At 45.0% G+C, this 19865-nt stretch carries 25 protein-coding genes and 1 other RNA gene; 13 read left to right on the forward strand and 13 right to left on the reverse strand.

From position 1 onward, the window contains the following. The first annotated feature begins 73 nt into the window (after positions 1-73). Positions 74-2194, forward strand: a complete 2121-nt coding sequence (locus tag EYQ95_RS04660) for a protein-disulfide reductase DsbD domain-containing protein (protein ID WP_111913870.1) — start codon at positions 74-76, stop codon at positions 2192-2194. 15 nt (positions 2195-2209) lie between these two features. Beyond that, positions 2210-2833: a redoxin domain-containing protein gene (locus tag EYQ95_RS04665; protein ID WP_207916216.1), complete on the forward strand. Its 624-nt coding sequence runs from the start codon at positions 2210-2212 to the stop codon at positions 2831-2833. A gap of 36 nt (positions 2834-2869) precedes the next feature. On the opposite strand, the gene EYQ95_RS04670 is transcribed toward EYQ95_RS04665, so the two are convergent. After that, positions 2870-3268 carry a thiol-disulfide oxidoreductase DCC family protein gene (locus EYQ95_RS04670; RefSeq protein WP_207916217.1) on the reverse strand — a complete coding sequence of 133 codons (399 nt, stop codon included), beginning with the start codon at positions 3266-3268 and terminating at the stop codon, positions 2870-2872. 74 nt (positions 3269-3342) lie between these two features. On the opposite strand from EYQ95_RS04670, the gene EYQ95_RS04675 reads away from it, so the two are divergent. Then, the gene (locus EYQ95_RS04675; protein WP_111913868.1) at positions 3343-4233 is read left to right on the forward strand and encodes a DMT family transporter; all 891 of its coding nucleotides are present in this window, start codon (positions 3343-3345) and stop codon (positions 4231-4233) included. Here the strand turns inward: EYQ95_RS04675 and EYQ95_RS04680 are convergent, their stop codons facing one another. From EYQ95_RS04680 to EYQ95_RS04695, 4 genes are all read right to left on the reverse strand, one after another. Next, positions 4234-5331, reverse strand: coding sequence for a low specificity L-threonine aldolase (locus tag EYQ95_RS04680; RefSeq protein ID WP_111913867.1), 1098 nt, complete (start codon positions 5329-5331; stop codon positions 4234-4236). It abuts the gene before it with no gap. Between the two features lie 23 nt (positions 5332-5354). Next, on the reverse strand, positions 5355-6269 hold the full coding sequence (locus tag EYQ95_RS04685) for a M14 family metallocarboxypeptidase (protein WP_111913866.1): 915 nt from the start codon (positions 6267-6269) through the stop codon (positions 5355-5357). An 81-nt stretch (positions 6270-6350) separates the two neighbouring features. Then, a complete protein-coding gene (locus tag EYQ95_RS04690) occupies positions 6351-6755 on the reverse strand; it encodes a YchJ family protein (RefSeq protein ID WP_111913865.1) in 405 nt (134 codons plus the stop codon). After that, positions 6752-6958 carry a hypothetical protein gene (locus tag EYQ95_RS04695; protein ID WP_111913864.1) on the reverse strand — a complete coding sequence of 69 codons (207 nt, stop codon included), beginning with the start codon at positions 6956-6958 and terminating at the stop codon, positions 6752-6754. Before EYQ95_RS04695 ends, EYQ95_RS04690 begins: the two co-directional genes overlap by 4 nt. Positions 6959-7051: 93 nt before the next feature. On the opposite strand from EYQ95_RS04695, the gene EYQ95_RS04700 reads away from it, so the two are divergent. Then, positions 7052-7435, forward strand: a complete 384-nt coding sequence (locus EYQ95_RS04700) for a DUF423 domain-containing protein (RefSeq protein ID WP_243618862.1) — start codon at positions 7052-7054, stop codon at positions 7433-7435. Here EYQ95_RS04700 and EYQ95_RS04705 read toward each other — a convergent pair. Then, positions 7432-8373, reverse strand: a complete 942-nt coding sequence (locus tag EYQ95_RS04705; protein ID WP_165831905.1) for a ChaN family lipoprotein — start codon at positions 8371-8373, stop codon at positions 7432-7434. The two genes, EYQ95_RS04700 and EYQ95_RS04705, sit on opposite strands and share 4 nt — an antisense overlap. 73 nt (positions 8374-8446) lie before the next feature. On the opposite strand from EYQ95_RS04705, the gene EYQ95_RS04710 reads away from it, so the two are divergent. Continuing rightward, positions 8447-9064 (forward strand): fumarylacetoacetate hydrolase family protein, encoded by a 618-nt coding sequence (locus EYQ95_RS04710; RefSeq protein WP_111913862.1) that lies wholly within the window; start codon positions 8447-8449, stop codon positions 9062-9064. Positions 9065-9079: 15 nt separating this feature from the next. Here EYQ95_RS04710 and EYQ95_RS04715 read toward each other — a convergent pair whose 3' ends face one another. After that, positions 9080-9559, reverse strand: coding sequence for a DUF4199 domain-containing protein (locus EYQ95_RS04715; RefSeq protein WP_111913861.1), 480 nt, complete (start codon positions 9557-9559; stop codon positions 9080-9082). 162 nt (positions 9560-9721) lie between these two features. On the opposite strand from EYQ95_RS04715, the gene ssrA reads away from it, so the two are divergent. The 3 genes from ssrA (at position 9722) to EYQ95_RS04730 (ending at position 11216) form a co-directional block, all read left to right on the forward strand. Then, positions 9722-10074: a transfer-messenger RNA gene (ssrA, locus tag EYQ95_RS04720) on the forward strand. Positions 10075-10511: 437 nt separating this feature from the next. Then, on the forward strand, positions 10512-10721 hold the full coding sequence (locus EYQ95_RS04725) for a hypothetical protein (RefSeq protein ID WP_111913860.1): 210 nt from the start codon (positions 10512-10514) through the stop codon (positions 10719-10721). Positions 10722-10736: 15 nt separating this feature from the next. Then, positions 10737-11216, forward strand: coding sequence for a hypothetical protein (locus EYQ95_RS04730; RefSeq protein WP_111913859.1), 480 nt, complete (start codon positions 10737-10739; stop codon positions 11214-11216). Between the two features lie 247 nt (positions 11217-11463). Here EYQ95_RS04730 and EYQ95_RS04735 read toward each other — a convergent pair whose 3' ends face one another. From EYQ95_RS04735 to EYQ95_RS04745, 3 genes are all read right to left on the reverse strand, one after another. After that, complete coding sequence (locus EYQ95_RS04735) at positions 11464-12177, reverse strand: ZIP family metal transporter (protein ID WP_111913858.1); 714 nt, start codon at positions 12175-12177, stop codon at positions 11464-11466. A gap of 97 nt (positions 12178-12274) precedes the next feature. Further along, positions 12275-12772: a TonB family protein gene (locus EYQ95_RS04740; RefSeq protein WP_111913857.1), complete on the reverse strand. Its 498-nt coding sequence runs from the start codon at positions 12770-12772 to the stop codon at positions 12275-12277. 129 nt (positions 12773-12901) lie between these two features. Next, positions 12902-13297 (reverse strand): hypothetical protein, encoded by a 396-nt coding sequence (locus EYQ95_RS04745; RefSeq protein WP_111913856.1) that lies wholly within the window; start codon positions 13295-13297, stop codon positions 12902-12904. Between the two features lie 108 nt (positions 13298-13405). Between EYQ95_RS04745 and pnuC the strand changes: the two genes are divergently transcribed. Next, positions 13406-14155 (forward strand): nicotinamide riboside transporter PnuC, encoded by a 750-nt coding sequence (pnuC, locus tag EYQ95_RS04750; RefSeq protein ID WP_207801066.1) that lies wholly within the window; start codon positions 13406-13408, stop codon positions 14153-14155. Here pnuC and EYQ95_RS04755 read toward each other — a convergent pair. After that, complete coding sequence (locus tag EYQ95_RS04755) at positions 14124-14588, reverse strand: histidine phosphatase family protein (protein WP_111913854.1); 465 nt, start codon at positions 14586-14588, stop codon at positions 14124-14126. The two genes, pnuC and EYQ95_RS04755, sit on opposite strands and share 32 nt — an antisense overlap. A 282-nt stretch (positions 14589-14870) precedes the next feature. On the opposite strand from EYQ95_RS04755, the gene EYQ95_RS04760 reads away from it, so the two are divergent. From EYQ95_RS04760 to rmuC, 4 genes are all read left to right on the forward strand, one after another. After that, positions 14871-15527, forward strand: a complete 657-nt coding sequence (locus EYQ95_RS04760) for a LiaF domain-containing protein (protein ID WP_111913853.1) — start codon at positions 14871-14873, stop codon at positions 15525-15527. Positions 15528-15649: 122 nt separating this feature from the next. Then, positions 15650-16069 (forward strand): hypothetical protein, encoded by a 420-nt coding sequence (locus EYQ95_RS04765; RefSeq protein WP_111913852.1) that lies wholly within the window; start codon positions 15650-15652, stop codon positions 16067-16069. Next, positions 16062-16277, forward strand: a complete 216-nt coding sequence (locus EYQ95_RS04770; protein ID WP_111913851.1) for a helix-turn-helix transcriptional regulator — start codon at positions 16062-16064, stop codon at positions 16275-16277. Before EYQ95_RS04765 ends, EYQ95_RS04770 begins: the two co-directional genes overlap by 8 nt. A 91-nt stretch (positions 16278-16368) precedes the next feature. Next, the gene (gene rmuC, locus EYQ95_RS04775; protein WP_111913850.1) at positions 16369-17889 is read left to right on the forward strand and encodes a DNA recombination protein RmuC; all 1521 of its coding nucleotides are present in this window, start codon (positions 16369-16371) and stop codon (positions 17887-17889) included. Here rmuC and EYQ95_RS04780 read toward each other — a convergent pair. Beyond that, positions 17886-18071 carry a hypothetical protein gene (locus tag EYQ95_RS04780; protein ID WP_111913849.1) on the reverse strand — a complete coding sequence of 62 codons (186 nt, stop codon included), beginning with the start codon at positions 18069-18071 and terminating at the stop codon, positions 17886-17888. The genes rmuC and EYQ95_RS04780 overlap by 4 nt on opposite strands. Positions 18072-18662: 591 nt before the next feature. Next, entirely contained in the window at positions 18663-19808 is a 1146-nt protein-coding gene (gene dnaJ / locus EYQ95_RS04785; protein ID WP_111913848.1) for a molecular chaperone DnaJ, read from the reverse strand. Positions 19809-19865 lie beyond the last annotated feature (57 nt).

Here is a 19865-nt window from a genome sequence, read left to right on the forward strand (position 1 = left end):
GTGCGAAGGTATTCGAGACGATCTAAATAAAGAGCAGTAACGTAACCCAAAAAAACAACGACAAGGTGGTTCTGTGCCTAAGGTTCAATTGAAAGCAATTCTTCCATGGTTTAAGCAATGTTTCTCATTGGCGTTCCTGCTGTTACTCGCTCCGAGCCTTCTGTATGCGCAAACTAATGCCCAAGCCAGCTCAGAGCGCGTTGTACAACCTCATGTAAATGTGCAGCTTCACAGCGAGTTCGACACTATTTCAGCGGGACATTTATACACGCTTGCTATTGAACTTGAACAAGAGGAGAACTGGCACACCTACTGGATTAACCCAGGCGATTCCGGCGAAGCTACAAAAATAGAATGGCAAGGACCTGAAGGTTCATATTTCGACGGAATTCAGTGGCCTACAGTTAACCGATACGAAGTGGGCCCATTGATTAATTATGGTTTTTCCGACACAACCTATTTACTCACCGATTTCTCAATTCCATCTGAATACAATGAAGATACGGTAACTCTTACTACCCAAGTAAGCTGGTTAGTATGTGAAGATATTTGTATTCCCGGAAACGCAGAGCTGAGTGTTACGCTTAACGTAGGAATGCCTAGTATTTCTGAAGGTAACCGTGCGCATTTCATGGAAGCTCGCCGAAGCCTTCCTGAGCTATCAGACTGGAATGTGCAGTACGACATTCAAGACGGCCAAGTCAGTATTGTTGTAGAAGATGCTGACGCCGTTGCTATGGCACAAGAACAAGACTTTTACACCTTTGTAGGCGCTACCGACTTAGTAGAGCACAACGCAGAATGGCAGGTAGAATCCACCGACGAACTTCTTATATTGCGCCGGCCGTTAAATACATTTAACAGTGCACAACCCGAAGGATTTCCTGTTCAGTTTTCATCGAGCAACCGAACCTTAGAGGCTTATGCAGCTGAGGTTGTGGCACCCGAGCCAGCAACGACGAACAATAGCACCACTACTAGCATCACCTTTGTGTCTGCGTTCATTTTCGCTTTTTTAGGTGGCGTCATATTAAACCTTATGCCTTGCGTATTTCCTGTGCTTTCACTCAAAGCATTGGCTATGGCACAGCATCCAGAAAGCAAAGTTAAAGACGCGCTATTTTATTGCTTGGGCGTTATTTTAAGCTTTATCTTCGTAGCAGCAGTTCTTATCGCTCTGCGTTCGACCGGACAAGCATTAGGCTGGGGCTTCCAACTACAAAACCCTTGGTTCATCGCGGTGCTTTCATTCCTATTTGTCGCTATAGGCTTGAACTTATCGGGTGTATTTCAGGTTGCGACTTCATTGATGAGTGTGGGTCAATCGAGTACGCAAGGCAGTGGAGCTAAGCAGTCTTTTGCTACGGGGGTTCTCGCTGTTATTGTGGCAAGCCCGTGTACGGCCCCGTTTATGGGCGCAGCACTTGGTTTCGCCATTACCCAGCCGGTTGCTTTATCTTTAATCATTTTCTTCGCGTTGGGCTTAGGTTTTGCGTTCCCATTTTTACTGATTGGGCTTATTCCACAAATTGCAAAAGTACTTCCTAAGCCCGGGCAGTGGATGGAAAGCTTCAAGCAATGGATGGCGTTCCCAATGTATATCACTACGGTGTGGTTAATTTGGGTGTTTGGTCGTCAGACCGGCATGGACAGTACCGCTCTCCTTCTGTTGTCGATGATTCTTCTTGCAGCTTCACTATGGTGGTGGGGTCAGCTGCAGCAAAAGTCGAGTAAAGGTATTTGGGGTAAGTTGACGTTGTTGCTATTAGTTGTTGGTACGGTCTTCATATTCTGGCAATCGATGATTTGGCAACAAAGTAAGCCTGCAACAGAACAAGGTGAGGTTGAAGGCAGAAATTGGCAAGTGTGGTCACAACAAAGAATGGACAGCCTTATTGGTGAGCAGCCGGTATTCGTCAATATGACTGCAGACTGGTGCATTACTTGTCTAGCAAATGAGCGTGTTGCATTAAGTGTGGAGTCAACACAGAACCTGTTTGAAAACTATGATGTGGCTTACCTGAAAGGCGACTGGACCATGCAAGACCCAGCGATAACTGAATATTTAGCTGAGTTTGGTCGCAACGGTGTTCCGTTATATGTGCTGTATTGGCCCGGGAAAGAACCACAAGTCTTACCACAAATTCTGTCGCCATCTATTGTACGAGAACACATTGAAAATAATGCCGGTTAACAGGAGGTGTCTTTTATGAAATACATCGTTAAAACTTGGTTATTAGTTCTAATCACTAGCGCTTTTATGGTTATGTCTTTTGGCGCAAAAGCAAACCCTGAAATTGGTGCACCAGCTCCCAACTTCTCAGTAATAGACAGTCATGGCGTAACTCATAGTTTATCTGACTTTGCAGGTGAAACCGTGGTGCTCGAGTGGACAAACCACGATTGCCCCTACGTTCGCAAGCACTACGAGTCAGGCAACATGCAGTCTCTACAACAACGGTTTACCGAGCAAGGTGTAGTGTGGCTAAGTGTTATTTCTTCCTCGCCTGGTACGCAAGGTCATGTGAGTGCAGAGCAAGCCAATGAACTCACCTCCTCACGAAACGCAGCGCCTACAGCCGTATTGTTAGATGAATCAGGCACTATGGGTAGAGCTTACAGTGCTAGAGTTACACCGCACATGTATGTCATTGATAGTGAGGGCGTGTTGCAGTACGCAGGTGGAATCGACAGTATTCCTAGCGCTCGTCAGTCTGACATTGAAAGAGCTGAACCTTACTTTGCTAACGCGGCAGAACAGGTGTTAAGCGGTGAGGCTGTGTCGCGCCCTATTTCTCGCCCGTATGGTTGTTCAGTTAAATACAGCGACTAATATATTTCGACGGTCTATGTGAGTGTTGTCTGTCATCTACAGCTGACAACGCTCACATCGTGCTTTACCGGTAAAAATTTTAGAAAACGTATAGCGATGACGTGCAAAAAACATATAGGCCTTATCTGCAAACCAGCGTAGCAAGGGCCAGCGCAGCGGTGCAGTCATCCAGCCCTTACCAACTAGTGACCAAGCCCGGTGTGTAACGTCTAGGCCATAAAGCATTTCTCCGTTCTCCAGCCCATGAAGAATTCGGTTTGCGTCGTTAATATTAACTCTAGGAAAACGCTCGCTGAAGTCTGTTGCAAGAATATCTTCAAACTGAATTCTTTGCGCTTCGTCTTTCAATTTCAGTTGTGTCATTTCGCGAACGCATAAAGGACACTGACCGTCGTAGAAAATGATCAATTGTGGGTAAAAAGTATTACTCATCATACATCCCTAGTTCATTACTTCTTCATACAACTAAGTTAGAATACCCATATAACCCCTCAAACGATCAACCTTTCATGCATAAAGACAGCATTGGCCGTGGCATAGTGTTTATGATTCTTGCGATCTTTTGCTTCGCAATCATGGACGTATGCATGAAACACCTAGCGGGTCATTTGAGTACTTTTCAAGTCAGCTTTTTTCGCGGCTTTATGTCTTTGCCTTTTATTCTCATCTGGTTAGCTTCGCGTAAAACCTTACATCGAATGAAACCTAACCGGATTGGTTTGCACATATTACGTGGAATTATCTCTATAGCCTTTCTTGTTCTCACCGTAACAAGCTTAAGAGAGCTTCCTCTAGCCAACGCTTACGCTATTTTCTTTATCGCGCCGCTGATTATTACCCTACTTTCAGTACCTCTATTGAAAGAAAAGGTAGGTATACATAGGTACGGTGCAGTTGCGGTAGGCTTTGTCGGTGTACTCATCATGCTTAATCCAAGTGCTATGGGTTTTGCATCAGTGGGCGTCATTACCGGCCTATTGGCAACCTTTGGCTACGCGTCAGTCATGATTATGGTGCGCATTATGCACCGAACAGAAACTAGCGAATCACTCATGGTTATGTTTGTTTTAAGCTTGTCTGTGGGGTGTGGTTTACTCTCGATTGCCAACTGGCAACCTGTTACATGGACTGACGTCCCGTGGTTATTCATGCTTGGCTTTTCTGGTGCCATAGCTCAATATTTACTGACTGAAGCCTATCGGCAAGCACCACCTTCGGTGTTATCACCTTTCGAATATACAGCCATGATTTGGGCTATTGGCTTAGGTTACTTATTGTGGGGAGAATTACCTACAACAGCAGTGGTGATAGGTGCGCTTATTGTTATCGCTAGTGGCATTTATATTAGCCACAGAGAAACCCGTAAAAAAGCTACTCATACAGCGACCACAGGCCACTAGCTAAGATTGTAATAATTGAGCAAGGTGCTGGTGCCAAAACTTGACTGGTTTAGACATCGCGGCGCGCCCTACAGGAATTTCAAAAATCAGTGAACCGTTTTTCTTTTCTCGAGGTAGCGGCAACACTTGCACATGAGAAGCTTCCAACTGCTCGACCATTTTTGCCATCAGTTCTGGCTCATCCGCGTCCACGATTAAATGGAACATTGCCGCTTGCGGTACTGCTGGCAAAACTTCTACATTCGGTACAGTGTTCAAAGCTTGCGCTAGCTCTTTTGCGTAATGCACAGCGTCATCTACTGAATCTAGATTTTCTTCTAGACCTAACTTAGCGCTAAGTATGTATGGGTGTAACGAGAATAAGTTACCACCAGCGCGACGCTGCCATACTTTCGCCTTGTCAATGAACGCTTGCGTTCCAAGCAATACAGCCCCTGATATGCCTGCTAAATCTTTGTAGAAGCTTAAATAAAGCGAGTCGGCAAGCTCGCCAATTTCAGCAAACGACTTGCCATAAGCTGCTTTACAGTGCCAGAGCCGTGCTCCGTCGATATGAAATGCTATGCCCTGCTCTTTTAACCATCTGGATTGTTTAACCAAGTCTTCCCAAGGGGGCAACTGCCCACCTATTTCACGAGCTGGCAATTCAGTAACGACAGCAGCTATGCGTGCAGGATCTAGCGTTTTAATATCAGCAAGTTCAATGGGTGCATACGCTTCACCAATTAACTCGGCCTCTAAACCCCAGAGGTGCTCAAATGCGGCTTGTTCATGCAACACAAGATGTGACGTTGGATGGCAAGCAAAGGCCGGCTTGTCCTTTTGTGTGGCGTAAATTTTCAGTGCAATATTCTGCGCCATTGTGCCACTAGGCATAAAACACGCGGCTTCTTTACCGAACAATGTCGCCATGTCTTGTTCTAAAGACTCAATAAGCTCACCAGAGCCGTATACGTCGCTCTCGGTGGTATCTGTTGCAAAGTCTGCTAGCGCTTGCAGGTGCTGCTTTAGCGTGCGGCTCGGTTGGCGAAGCATAGAGTGCTGTGCTTCGCCGACGACACGCTGATATTCTGCTCTAAGCTTTGCTATAGAAGTCATAAAGAACGAGACGATTCCAATGGTTAAGCTAAATGAGAAAGTACGTAACGCACTCCACCAAGAACAGCTGCAACCTGTGCATTAACGCACTCTTCTGGCGACGCTTTTGGACTATCTGGGTAAACTTCTGTGGTCGACACATAGGGTGCGTTTGAAAGCCCCATACATAACCCGGCATTCGTTGCGTCATAGAAAATAAGCCCTGGAATCACCACAGGCTCACCAATCAGACGATCCTGCTCGTCTGCGGGAGCAATATGCGTCACCTGCTCTACCGAGTCTAAGATAGAGTGATGAAAGTCTACCTCTGGCTTTTTCGCATGCCCTACTAGGTAAAACCCGTCCGGTATATTCCAGTTGTCGTGAACTACGCCGTCTCGTGCCGCTAGTGCCGGACGAAACTCGCTGTTATCTGTGTCTGTAGTTTCATGCAAGTCGATGTGCATGATTAAACGAGTTGAAAGACTGTTTACATAAGCCATAGCATGTTTTGCTTCTGGCGTTTCGCCGCCGTTTTTGAAAGAGCGGTTAGGATCTTCGGCCGCTGGGTTCCAGCGGTTAATCGTTTCGTATCCCCAAGGGCTAATACAAGGAAGTACCACTACATTCACTTGCTCCCCTAGCATTTCCAAATCACGGTCAATAAACGCTAATGCACCATGAACACCGCTGGTTTCATAACCGTGAACACCACCGGTCACAAGAACGGTACTGCGCTCGTCTACCCATTTCTTGCTGCGCACCGCGAACAGAGGGTAGTCTTTGTCATAGTTCAAGGTACCGTATTGTTCGACCGTAAAGCGCGACTTAAAGCCTTCTATTGCGCTAATTACGTCTTCTTCATACAAACGCTTACGAGACTGGCTTTCTAGCCACTGCTTTTTTTCGGCTTCGCCCCAAGGCTCAAACGGTTTGCCAATCGGATACTCTTGCGCCATAGAAGACTCCTTGCTTATTACGTGCGTTGAATCGTTTGAGTAAGTATACCAATGATAACGCCAGATTAATGGTCAGCTTTGTTAGAAAATATGACCATCAATGTAAAACCAACAACCATTTTCAAATACAAAACGCGACTTTTCTTCTAAACAGGCTAACCCACCGCCCGTGTTTTCAGGTAGTCGATAATAGGCTTTGAAATGAACGAAACCTTCATCTCCTTCTTGAGCTGGAGCGCTGAATGGGCTTGGAGCCGGATGAGAAGTACTGAGAATGTCGAGCTTCTGCCAGTCGGGGTTATCGTCTAGGTTAAGCGTGGGTCGCGTCGACGGATGCCAAGTTTGCAAAAGGTAATTTACGTTTCCAACAACAAATGCGCTGTAACGCGAACGCATGAGTTGCTCTGGGGTTTGGGCGACCTCGCCTAAGTGAAGCCTCTCGCAACAGCCTTCATAATTATGGTTTGAACCGCATGGACAGATCATGACTCTTGCGCAATAGGCTTCTTAAGCAATAAAACTATGAGAACAATAATACCGATAGGTTGAAAAAGCCCTCCAATAAAGCCCAAAATCGTAACTCCCATTCTGTTTCGAACTTTCCCTTTCGATAAAAAATAGGTCAACAGTGTCGTTACAAGTGCAGAAATAAATAGAGTTTGACCTACTAGAGTGACATTTAAGTTCATAATGCATTTTTCCTTTGCGAATGATTTAATGGCATAAATTATCTTACCGCGGCCATTCAAACAAGAATTGTCGAGCCCAAAAAGGAACAAGCAATGCCGATGTTTAAAAGTTTTTTAGCCCTGGGTGCCATTTTCTTGGGACTAGCCGTCATACTTGGGGCTTTTGGAGCGCACGCACTCAAGAATCAAGTTGCCGAATCTTCCATTGCCACATGGCAAACTGCGGTGCTTTATCAGGTTATTCATGCCTTTGGCTTAGTTGTCATAGCCTTTATGTTCTATCACGTCCCACAAGCTAAATTCTTATTCGCCATAGGCACATTATTCGTTCTGGGTATTCTGATGTTTTCTGGCAGTTTGTACGGCTTAGTGCTAACCCAGTGGAAGTTCCTTGGCCCCATTACTCCACTTGGCGGTCTTTGCTTTATTGCGGGCTGGTCTTTGTTGGCTTGGTCGGCGCTTAAATTACCCGCTTAATTGGCTGTACTCCCTGCGCAGGCACTGCTTTCTTGAAACCCAGGAATGAAGTAAAACAGCTGGGCGGGGTCTAAACCACTATAAGTTGAGCCCACATAATCTTGTGGGTTTTCTGAAGCAGCTACCGGTACGAGCGCCAAAGTGCGCACGTTAATGTCTTCCGCCAGCCACACAGGTACACCGTAGTCGGTTCGTATTCTGCCCTTCTCTCCAATAAATACGTTAACGGCACTAGGAACCGTAGCCCCCATGATTTGCGCAGCAATAAACTGGTCGCGGGCAATGTGCACGTCCACCATCTCAGCCGCTTGCTCTTGCGTAAACACCTGGCAGAACTGACGGTAAATTAAGTTAGCTAAGTAATCACTGTGTCCTGCAGAGTAATGCGCCACTTCTCGCTGGGAAGTTCGAACTTTGTTTTTATTCTCGTTAGACATATCAGCGCCAATAACTCGAGAAGCATAACGCAACGAAGCCTCTAATATGCCCTCTACCTCGTTCCATTCGCCTACTTGCGGATTCCAATTAAGCTCTTGTTCATCAATGTTGCGTTCGCCTAAGTGCTCGTCGAGTAATTCTTGTTGCTCCGTGTTCATGACTTCTAAAGCAACAGCACCTAACCGACCACTTCTTCCTAAATGTTCTATAAGATAAGTGGCAATTCGTTCGTTGTCCGGGTGGCCTAAACTCTCGCCAATAAATAACCAGCCACCGTCAGGTAAAAAACGGTCGACTTGCTGCCAGGAAATATAGTTCTGAGTAACGGGGCTCCAAAATTTGCCAATCAACTCATTATTTTCGTGTTCTCGAGCTTCAAAGTTAAATGAGAGTTCCGGGCCTACGTTAGCTTCTGGCTCAGGCGGCTGGTGGGATGCGCAGCCAATAAGAAAGGTAAGTCCTAACGTAAATGTCAGTGCATTTTTAACGTTCCGAATCACAAAGTTCCTCTCCAAAGCCATAACTTGATAGCATATACTTGTCTGAAATCGTAATCAGTTCAAGGGGAAACGAGTGAATTACAATAAAGTGGTTTGTGTTGGTCGTAACTATGCAGCGCATGCAAAAGAATTGAATAACCCCATCCCTGTAGAGCCCATACTGTTTATGAAGCCTGCAACAACGTTAGTACCGCTAACCGACCCTATTCCAGTTTCCGCAATCGCGCAGCCCGTGCATTACGAACTCGAAGTTGCTGTTTTGCTCGGGAAAACACTGAAAAATGCAGACGAAGTGGACGCAAGCACAGCAATTGACGCTGTAGGTTTAGCACTAGACCTTACGCTACGCGAGCTCCAAAACGAACTAAAACAGCGCGGAGAGCCATGGGAAAAAGCCAAAGCCTTCGACGGCAGCTGCCCTGTTTCAGCATTTATACCGATCGACAATTTAGACCTTACAGCCTTAAAGTTTGAATTGAAAATAAACGATGAGGTACGTCAACAAGGCGATACCAGCGATATGCTCATCCCTATTGTGCAGCTTATTCAGTATGCTAGCCGCCACTTCACCTTAAATGCGGGCGATATTATTTTAACTGGCACACCTGCAGGCGTCGGTGCGTTAAATGTCGGCGACAAAATAGAGGCTACGCTCGAGAATAAAATTCACGAGCGCACCGAAGTAAAATAATTTACGAAAGAATACTTAATGTGGTTTCTGGCGTATAAAAATAGCAACGATAGCCGTTGTAATCACGCCCATCACGAATGCAAAAATAACCGACTGAAGCACGTAGCTGGAGAAGTTAAAGTATGCTTGCGCCTCTTCTAGGGTAGCCTGTCCACTGCTTACGGTGTAAGCAATCATATTGTCAAAGAAGTTGGGCGTGATAAACGTATGCGTTATCCACTGAGTTAATGGAGACAGCACCGCTACAACCAACGAAATAATCACACCTGATATAAATGCTTCTTTGTAGGTATAAGGCGCAGGACGATTATTACGAATAGAACGAAGCGCAAATACATACACAGCAATAGCCACAATCGCAAAACCGTTGGTGTAAATTACATGCTTGTCGATCATGTCATCATGTAAGCCAGCAACTCTCTCTATAACCATCCACACCAGCATGGCAATAGAGAAAATGACACCCCATTTAATTTCTTGTTGATACTGTTTCATAAGCAAACCTTGTTTTTGTTGTTTTCATAGCCATATATATTTAATGAAGCGAAACAATTATAGACGGTTTCCAACAAAACTTAGAAAAGTGCTTAAAACTAAGTGCTACGCATATTTCAGCGGAACTTTAACTTTGTTATACTGTCTGAGTAGTAACACCAAGGGGCTGATTTGGATTCGACGGGATACATAAAGCTTAAGGTGCATGCCGAGGTGAGGCTGGCCTCGTAAAAAGCCTCAAACTAATAGTTGCAAACGACGACAACTACGCTCTAGCGGCTTAATCCCGCTAGCCATCCACTCAGGCTTTGTCTGTAGGCAGAGGTTCGGATGGTCATCTATACAGGCTCGCATGGCGGCTTCGTCCGGAGCCAAAATGTTAAACTCAATCGGACTCGCTGCTTAAAAGCCTGTCGCTCGGCGTTTAAAGCAGTTAACTAAAAGAGACGACTAAGCATGTAGGACCGAAAGTGGCGGTATAGCGGACGGGGGTTCAAATCCCCCCAGCTCCACCAAATAAAATAACCCTGAGCCGAAAGGCTCGGGGTTTTTTATTTTCGGGTGAAAACTGGTGGGATTGTATTGAACCCACGTAGGGGGTTCACTAAAACGCCGGGAGCGTTTTAGCATCGAGCGCAAGCGAGACCCGCAGGGCGAAAGCCAAGGATGGCTTTCGTACAATCCCCCAACAAAGAGCGCAGCTCTTTTGGTAACAAGAAGGATGCAGACCCCCCGTTCGGGTTCACTAAAACGCCGGGAGCGTTTTAGTATCGAGCAAAGCGAGACCCGCAGGGCGAAAGCCATGGATGGCTTTCGTACAATCCCCCCCAGCAAAGAGCGAAGCTCTTTTGGCTCTCCTCAGTAATTCTTGATTCACAAAACCACATAGATATACAAACAACAAAACATTTGGTAGTTTACTTTTTAACCTAAAGGAAAAGGAGTAAACCACATGGACTCGAATGTTCTTATCGTCTTTTTTGGCCCTATTATTCTTTTAGCTGTTTTTATAGGGTTCTTATCAGCTCTACCCACGTATTTAATCGCCAAATCCAGGAGATTGGATGCGGCAAAATGGCTAATTGTTGGTATTTTTATTCCCTATATTTCTATCGCTCTCGCGCTTATTTGGCCTACGAACTATCAAAGCCACTCACAATAAGAAAAAGGATGTCTTATGCGAAATGCACAAAACTGTTTAGCCACTCTCTTCTCTTTTATCGTGCTCACCTTTTCTTACTCTGCTGTAAGTGAGCCTGCCGAATGTATTAAAATCACGGCTTTGAACTCTTTTGTTGTCGATCTTCACTCCGCTAATAATTTCTTCAATTGCACGAATGTAAGTGAAATTCCTGAAGGGAACGAAATCATCATCAATGTCGTTTCCACCAACCAAGAAATTCCATTTACGTTAGTGGTTTACGATATGGCAGAATACACGGCAAAAGAGATAGCCCGAGAAAGCTCCCCTTCTGGTGCAACAATACAATACGAATCAATTGTGCAGACATCAGATATAGGCTTTCGAATAGTCCCTGACTCGTCGGTTTCTGAAAACATTCGAATGACGGTTTCTTTAGGTATCTCAGAAAACAGTGGTGGTTTATTCTTTGTGAACCTTGACTACGCACCTCCTTATGCGGCTCAAGCGCACTAGACCAATCAGTGCACTTGAGCTCCAGGAGGGCACGAAATTCCTAAAAACTAAACCTAACAAGAAAGCGGCTTTCGTCTCTTAAGCCTTCACGGAAATTGCTACTCTCATAGCCGATGGAGAACCTTACCCAGAAGCACTACCAGCTCGCCGCGTACAACCTACCACCGTCGAAGTGTTTCATATTATTCATAATAGCCACGCAGATATTTCAGCACCTTTATCTGAGGCGATAAGAAACAACCTAAACCTAAACAACTAACATTTTGCCTAGAATACCAAGGCCAAAACCCGCCACAGCTCCCAATGGCGGGGCCCAATGATTCCGAAGACGAACCTGTGGTGCTATATCTTGAAATACGATATATAAAATTCCCCCCGCTGCAAACATCATGATGCCAGCAATTACGATGTGACTTTCCGCAAGTAAGGTATACCCCACAAGACCTGAAACTGGCCCCAAAAGTGCCATAAATGCGAATAATAAAATAATTTTGGGACCTTGCATTCCTGTAGATGATTTTATCTCTCGGTAGGAATTAAAGCCTTCAGGTAAGTTTTGTAAGGTAATAATAATCGCGAGCAATAAACCACCGGATGTAGACACCGTAAAGGTAGCCCCCAGTGCAATAGCTTCAGGAATGAAGTCAGCTAACATAGCCACCAGTTGCCCTGCGGATGTCTTTCTTTTCGCAAGGAAAATATCCAAAAACATGAATACAGCGCCACCGGAGGCAAAACATAGTAGCGCCAGCAGTTGATTTAGACTGTCTATCGACTCTGGTACCAACACGAGTGCAACAGCAGAAAGAAGAGCCCCTCCCCCAAACGCCACTACCGTATGACGAAGTTCATTTTCCAACCACCGCGGACGAATATGTTCAAAACACGCTAAAGCAGCTCCGGCAGGCATAGCGAGACCAGCGACTAAGGTCAGAACGAGGATAAAAGTAAGTTCATGCATAACCGAAAACCCAAAGTGATGGTTACTTTACTGTAGACATAAAAAAGGCAGTTGAAAAACTGCCTAATGCTTTATGATCACGGTGCGCTTCACATTATTACATTACACGTCTACCAATCGACTGAATAATATCTTCACCAGGGCAAGTAAATGTCTGTGTTACACGTGAACATGGTTGCTCATCGCTTTCCACACAAAAGTCGAAACGCGTTTGTGTTTTTACCGGCTCAGAAATAATGCCTTGTGGTAATTGTTGCCAAGCCCAATTTTGAATGACATCTTCAGCTGCTTGACCAAAATAGCGAGCACTCTCCGCAACAATCTGAATATGGGTTACTTCATTCTCAGGGGTAATAACGTACTCTACAGTTGCGCAGCCATTCACGGACCGCATTGCCGCTTGCTCAGGGTAGCGCGCAGGAAAGCGTAGTAAATCGCCCCATTTGCTTTTCAGCAGTTCTCTAGGTGTCATTTCCATCGCCGTATATGCGTCATTATTTGCGCTTGCACTGTTTGAGTCTTGCGACATGTCGCTCGTAGATTGGCAAGCAGCTAATGTAACCGCTGCAACTAAAGTGAGAATTGATTTTTTCATGATTATCTTCCTTGTTTTTTCTACTTTTTAATCGGTCTTGAACAGCAGATACAAACTAGCATACTGCGCTGCGCAAAAAGTTCATCCAATATGGATTACCTGTACAACTCTTTTCGTATTTATTTACATTCAACCTTCGATGACTGGATACCCCAAGTCAATATACGCCAAAATGTATCCATATTGCTTGTCAGTTATCAGCCCCTTCTGATGATGCTCACGGGCTAAGTCAAAAGTCCAAGGCTGCCCTTCGGGAGATACAGGAACAGACAAATCAATATCCAATAAGCGCTGATCTTTTACCGTTAGCCCCTGTTCTTGTGCCTTTCTGGCGCAGTGTGCCAACACGTATTCAACTGCATATTTATCGACACTCGGTTGCCATGTATAAACAGTTTCGCATGCAGTTTTAAGTTGCCCGTCAGCATCGTAATATTCAAGTTTACCCTTCGTACAGGCTCCTAAAAACAGCGCAATCAGAATTGCGGTAATAGTGATTATTCTGCGCTTAATAAGGTGTTTCATACTCAAAGTCTGTACTCATTGTAAAATCCGAACTATTCAGCAAAACTAAGTAGCTTAATAAGTTAATGGCTGTACCTTGCATGTTATTAAACCAAAAAGCGAATCGGAATGAACATACTGGAAAAAATCACCAATGACTGGCAACGCCCTTGGGCGATAACTTGGTTTGTTTGCGGCGCCCTAGCCTTATTTTTAGGATTTTGGCTTACCACTGAACGTACCGGGTTAGACATATTCAAACTCTCTGTAGCGCTTGTCGGTCTATTATGCGTGCTTGCTTTGGCTTTTCGTAAAAACATCGGCGGCAATGGGCTTGGCATGCTTGCCAATGTCGGTGAGATTGTTGCTCAGGGAAGAAGTGGTGCGACCGGCTTAATGATGGCCCCGATATTCTACTTTTTTACTCACCTATTTGGCTTACTTCATTGGCGAAAACACCAAGACGACAAAGGTGACATGAAACCGCAATCAGGGAGCAAGCTGCTTTGGTTAATTACGCTGGGTTTTATAGCGCTGGGCTTGTTACTTTTTCCATGGGTAAATTCTAAGCTTCAAGCCTTTGCATTTATTCCCGCAGGTTCAAGCAGTGCAATCTCGTGGTTAGGCTTCAACATTACTTGGTATCAAATCAATGTTTTAGCTTTTGTTCTCGGCGTAACCGCCCAGACCATGATGATTTTGCGTTACGCAGCAAGTTGGTGGATTTGGATAGTCGTGAACTTCGTATGGCTAGCAGTGAACTTAGCCAACAACAACATGATATTTGCAATTCAAACGCTTATTTATCAAGTAAACGCGTTTATCGCTTTATATGAATGGTGGTCTTCTACGACTCGTCACAAACAAAACCTTGATTGAGTTCGTGCAAAAGAACTCGGTCTGTGTGCACTTCAATACTATAAAGCTTGTCGAACTCACTCTCGTCAAGCAACTCAAGTTCGGTGCCTGCCATTAAATTCGCAATAACCGGTGCGGTGTTACTGTGACCGACAATAAGCGCATCTTCCTTTTTACTGAGAACACTGTCGACTAAAGCTTGGCTGTCTCTTGCGTTATATTCTTGCACGACCAAACCTCGGTCTTGAGCTAGAGGCCGAGCTGTTCGCTGCGTACGTTGATAGCCGGTAGCATAAACTGCGTCGATATTTCTGTCTTTCAAAAGGTGAACTAAGGCTCGCGCACGCTGCTGTCCACAATACGACAATTGCGGATCGCGGTTTTCACCGTCACTCTTTGCCTTCTCAGCATGACGAATAATGTATACATGAAACTCATCAGCTTGATTATTCATACTTGAACATCCTGTCGTTATAGTTAAAGCAGTTAAAATCGCGAGAAATACCTTCACCTTACTTCCTCTTTCTTTTCGATGGCTTGCAACATTTAATAGTGAAAAAGCCTATTAGATGGTGAGAAACCACACTACAACAGCCATGTAAAAATCGTAAGCAACTGAAATATATAAAAATTACAAAGAGGCTTGAATCTTGCTTACTTTAATTCACATAAGCCATGTTGGTACAAACCACTATATTTACGCTAACGTGTATAAGATAACACGAGGGAATAAACAATGACGGTAAAGTTAGAAGACAGACCCATAGAGAAAGTTCGCGAAGAAACCATAGACAAGCTCATCGTTAACTATAGTCACGGTGTGATTTCTGCTGAAGCGTTCGAACGTAGATTAGACCAAGCATCGGAAAGTAACGATCATCAAGAGATTGTTGCCTTAGTAGAAGACTTACCTATGGAAGCAGATTCTAACTACGACACCTACAAAGAAAAGCAGTTTACACCCCATTACCGCTCGGGTAACGACGATACCCATCAAAAAATCACTACTATTTTAAGTAACACCGAAAAAAGTGGGCAATGGGTTGTGCCCAAGCGAATTAGCATCGTCGGGGTACTAGGCTCTACTAAACTCGATTTCAGCGACGCTATTTTTCAAAGTCAGAACGTCATTATCGACGTAAAAGATGCGCTGTGCTCTATTGAAATTTTAGTGCCAGAAAATGTAAATGTAGTCACTTCGGTCACCAATATTTTAAGTAATACTGAGCATCACGCCCCAAATATGGCAAACCGCCAGGCTCCAGTCATTACCATTGAAGGTTGGTCTGTACTTGGCAGTATCGAAGTAAAACTGAAAACCACAATGAAAGAAAAATTCATGGCGTTTGCCAACAGCATTAAAGAGTCTTTCTCAGGTAAAGATCTCTATTAATTTCAATAGCTAGCAATAGCCATGTTAAAAATATTTGACATGGCTATTTTCTAACCTTACACTTCCTCATGTTAAGTATTTTTAACATTGCTTGCTGTTATTTAATATCATGAGGTTTTCACATGTCATTCCAAGAACGCTCTGCATGGGCCATGCTCATTATTTTATCGGTCGCTTTTTTTGACCTCGCACACTCTGTTTACAACGCATCTATGCATGCGCAGCAGGTCATTGATCCGTCCTGGATGTTACTCGGTAAATTTGTCGGCACTATTATTGTTCTAGCCATCGCCTCGCACATCATTTTGGCGATAATTCAGCCTAAGCAAGCCGAGGGAAAGCTAGACGAGCGAGAAAAAACCATCGCACTTTTTAGTAGCCATATTAGTGGTATTGTACTCGCTATAGGTTTGTTTTTTGGGCTAGGCCATTACATGATTCACGAAGACGGCAATGCACTTTTCTATACTGCGTTTGGTTCACTCGTACTAAGTCAGATCGCCGAATACGTTATACTCATTTGGAAGCATCGCCGTGGCTAAGCTTCCTATCACCAATAGCGTACGAGAATTCAGAGAACAGCTAGACATGACTCAGGGTGAATTGGGTGACAAGGTAAATGTTACTCGACAAACGATTGCCGCCATAGAGCAACGACGTTACTCACCCTCTCTGGAAGTGGCATTTCGAATCGCTCATGAATTTAATCAACCTCTTGAAACTGTTTTTCAGTACGTTCCCGAAACATAAATTTAGGGCGACATAACCTGTCGCCCTCTTGTGTTGTGATAAGTTCTGTTATCATCAACAAGCTTTCACCCATATCGACAAGGAACTGAGTATGTGGACACCTGTTGTTCTTATTTCTATTGGCGCTAGTGCAGTTATCGGAGCCGTTATTGGCTTCTTATTTTCCCGCGCCCAAAGCCAACGCTCTATTGCTACCGTAGAGTCGGAACTTGCACATACTCAGCAGCAATTAGATACGCAAAAAGCGCAATACTCTGCAGTACAGCAAGAGCAACAAACCCTGCGCGAAAGCCTCACCAACACAGAACGCCAAGAAACTACGCTCAAAACTCAGCTAGAGGGCAAGCAGCAACAACTGAGTGAGCAAAAGTTAAGAGCAGAAGAGTTAGAAGCAAAGTTAGAGCAACTGCGAACTGAATATCACAGTTTGAATGTTACGCATACACGCCAACAAGAAGCACAAGAGAAGCAAGAAGAGTACTACCAGGCGCAACTTAAAGAGCTTAAAGAGGCACGAGCGGTGTTAACCAAAGACTTCGAAAACATCGCTAACAAGATATTTGAAGAAAAGGGAAAAACGTTCACGAGCACCAGCAAAGAAAGTATTGATGTGCTCCTAAAGCCTTTCAGAGAGCAAATCGAAGGCTTTCAAAAACGAATTAACGAAGTGCACGAATCGTCAGTGCGGGGTAACTCCAACCTGACATCGGAGCTGAAAAAAGTGCTCGATATCGGCTTAAAAATGAGTGAGGAAGCCAACAATCTTACATCCGCTTTAAAAGGTGACTCGCAGCAACGAGGCGCATGGGGTGAGGCACAGTTAGAGCGCACACTAGAAATGGGCGGCTTACAAGCAGACATCCATTATGAGAAGCAAAGCTCATTCAGAGACGCAGAAGGCAAGCATAAGCAAACCGACTACCTAATTAAACTACCCGACAACAAACAAATTATTATCGACTCAAAGGTCACCATGGTGGCTTACGAGAAAGCAGTAAGTGCCGAATCACCCGAAGAATACAACGCAGCAATGGTAGAGCACGTAAAAGCAGTAAAGCGCCACATCGACGATTTAGCGTCCAAAGACTATACCAATGTTATTGGCATGCGCAGCCCAAGCTTTGTACTGATGTTTATGCCTATTGAACCGGCTTACATTGAAGCATTGAAGCAAAACAAAGAGCTTTTTGAATACGGTTACCGCAAGAATATCGTATTGGTCTCCCATACCACGCTTATTCCAATTCTACGCACCGTGTCTAACTTATGGATGATGGACAAAAGCACCAGCGAAGCGCGCGAAATAAGCGAAAAAGCCGGTGAGATTTTTAACCAGGTTTGCTTGGTGGCAGAGCGCTTACAAAAGCTCGGTAGAACACTCAATACCGTAAGTAATCACTACAATGACACAGTAACCGCTGTTGCCGGCCAACAAGGTCTATACGGTAAGGTTGACCGCTTTAATCAACTCTCGGTGAAGGTATCTAAGTCTCTGCCTGACATGAGCACCTACCACGCAGATCACGACGTTGAAAAGCTTTCATTAGTGGTAGAAGCACTGCCTGACGAAGACGAAAAGTTAGAAGAAAAGCCTGATGAGAAAAGCGATTAATTTCGCTTTTCTAACTCAGCAACGCGTGCTTCCAACGCTTCTACTCGTGCGTTTAAGTCATCCGATTTACTCTCGTCACGAATCCATTTAGACAGCTTGGTTTCAGGCCCCACAATAGTAAGAAACACCATTACAGCAACACCACCAATAACAGCCCATTTTAAAATTTCAGCGACATCCATAATGTTTCCTCCGTTTAATCAATAGACACACTATAAACGATTTTAGGATTTCCAAAATACCGCTCGACACGCAAGAAGCACCGCTGGTGTAAATAAAAACCATATGGGGACAGGCTGAAGCCAGCCTCCTGTCCTACAACCCAAGCATAATACCTAGCAGAGTCTTTTAACCATTACCGTACTTGAATGGAATGTTTGCGGGCGAAGACTGTTGATAAAAAGGCAGATTTCGAACCAGAGGCTTGGCTTTTAGCATGAGGGAAGCACTCGATGTGCTTTTCTCATGCCGTGACATATACATTTCGGTAGCTATTGTTTGATGCAGCTTATCTTCCATGACAATAGGTGCGGATATACCTCTCACAGGGTCTCTGAGACATGGATGTCGAAGAGAAGCCCCCAGGGAAGGGTTTACGGCGTCCCTGTGAGAGGTATATCCGTGACCACATGGAAGATAAGCTGATACGTAACCAAATACCTAGCACCAGTTACTTTAACCATATGGGGACAGGTTGAAGCCAGTCCCCCTACTCAATAAAAAAGGGGGTCAGAGCACTAAGTGCTCTGACCCCCTTCCATCACGTAAAGAGTTTAGTTGCCAGTCAAGTCGTCGAAGAACTTCTTCACACCGTCAAAGAAACCACGTTCTTTTGGACGATAGCGAGCCGCTTCTTCGCCTTTGCCCATTGACTCTTCAAACTCTTGCAAAAGCTCTTTCTGCTTAGCCGACAAGTTCACAGGCGTTTCTAAAACAGCCTTACAAACCAGGTCGCCTACTGCGCCACTGCGCACAGATTTCACACCTTTACCACGCAAACGGAACATACGCCCTGTTTGTGTTTCAGTTGGAATTTTCAACTTCACACGGCCATCTAGCGTTGGCACTTGCACTTCACCGCCCAAGGCAGCTTGGGTAAAGCTTATCGGTACGTCGCAGTACAAGTTATTGCCATCACGGCGGAAAATAGGATGTTCACGTACATGCACTTGCACATAAAGATCACCTGCAGGAGCGCCATGCTCACCGGCTTCACCCTCACCTGCTAAACGAATTCTGTCGCCCGTGTCTACGCCAGCTGGAATTTTCACGCTAAGCGTTTTAGTTTTCTCTACCCGGCCTTCGCCATGACAGGTTTTGCAAGGGTTCTTAATAACCTTACCGCTACCACTACACTTCGGACATGTTTGCTGCACAGCAAAGAATCCTTGGCGCATTTGAATTTGACCTTGGCCATGACAGTAGTCGCAGGTTTCCGACTTCGAGCCTTTCTCTGCGCCAGAACCACCACAGTCGTCACATGCCGCTAACGTTGGAATTTTCAGCTCCGCTGTTTTACCAGCAACAGCTTCTTCCAATGAAAGTTCTAAGTTATAGCGAAGGTCTGAACCACGCTGAGCTCGGCTACGCTGTCTTCCGCGACCGCCGCCAAAAATATCACCGAACACGTCACCGAAGATGTCGGCAAAGTCCGCACCGCCGCCACCAAAGCCACCGGCTCCGCCTTGTGCTTGTTCAAATGCAGCGTGACCATATTGGTCATAAGCTTGGCGTTTTTGTGGGTCGTTCAAGACTTCGTAAGCTTCCTTTACTTCTTTAAATTTAGCTTCTAAGTCTTTGTCCCCTTTCGTACGGTCAGGGTGATACTTCATCGCCAAGCGCTTGTACGCTTTTTTGATGTCGCGTTCGTTAGCGCCTTTGTCTACGCCTAGAATTTCGTAATAATCGCTTTTAGCCATACTTTACGTCTTCTTTTATTCGGTTCTAAACAAACACACGGGCGTTACCTAGCGGCA

This window comes from Lysobacter sp. N42 (genome assembly GCF_004344885.1).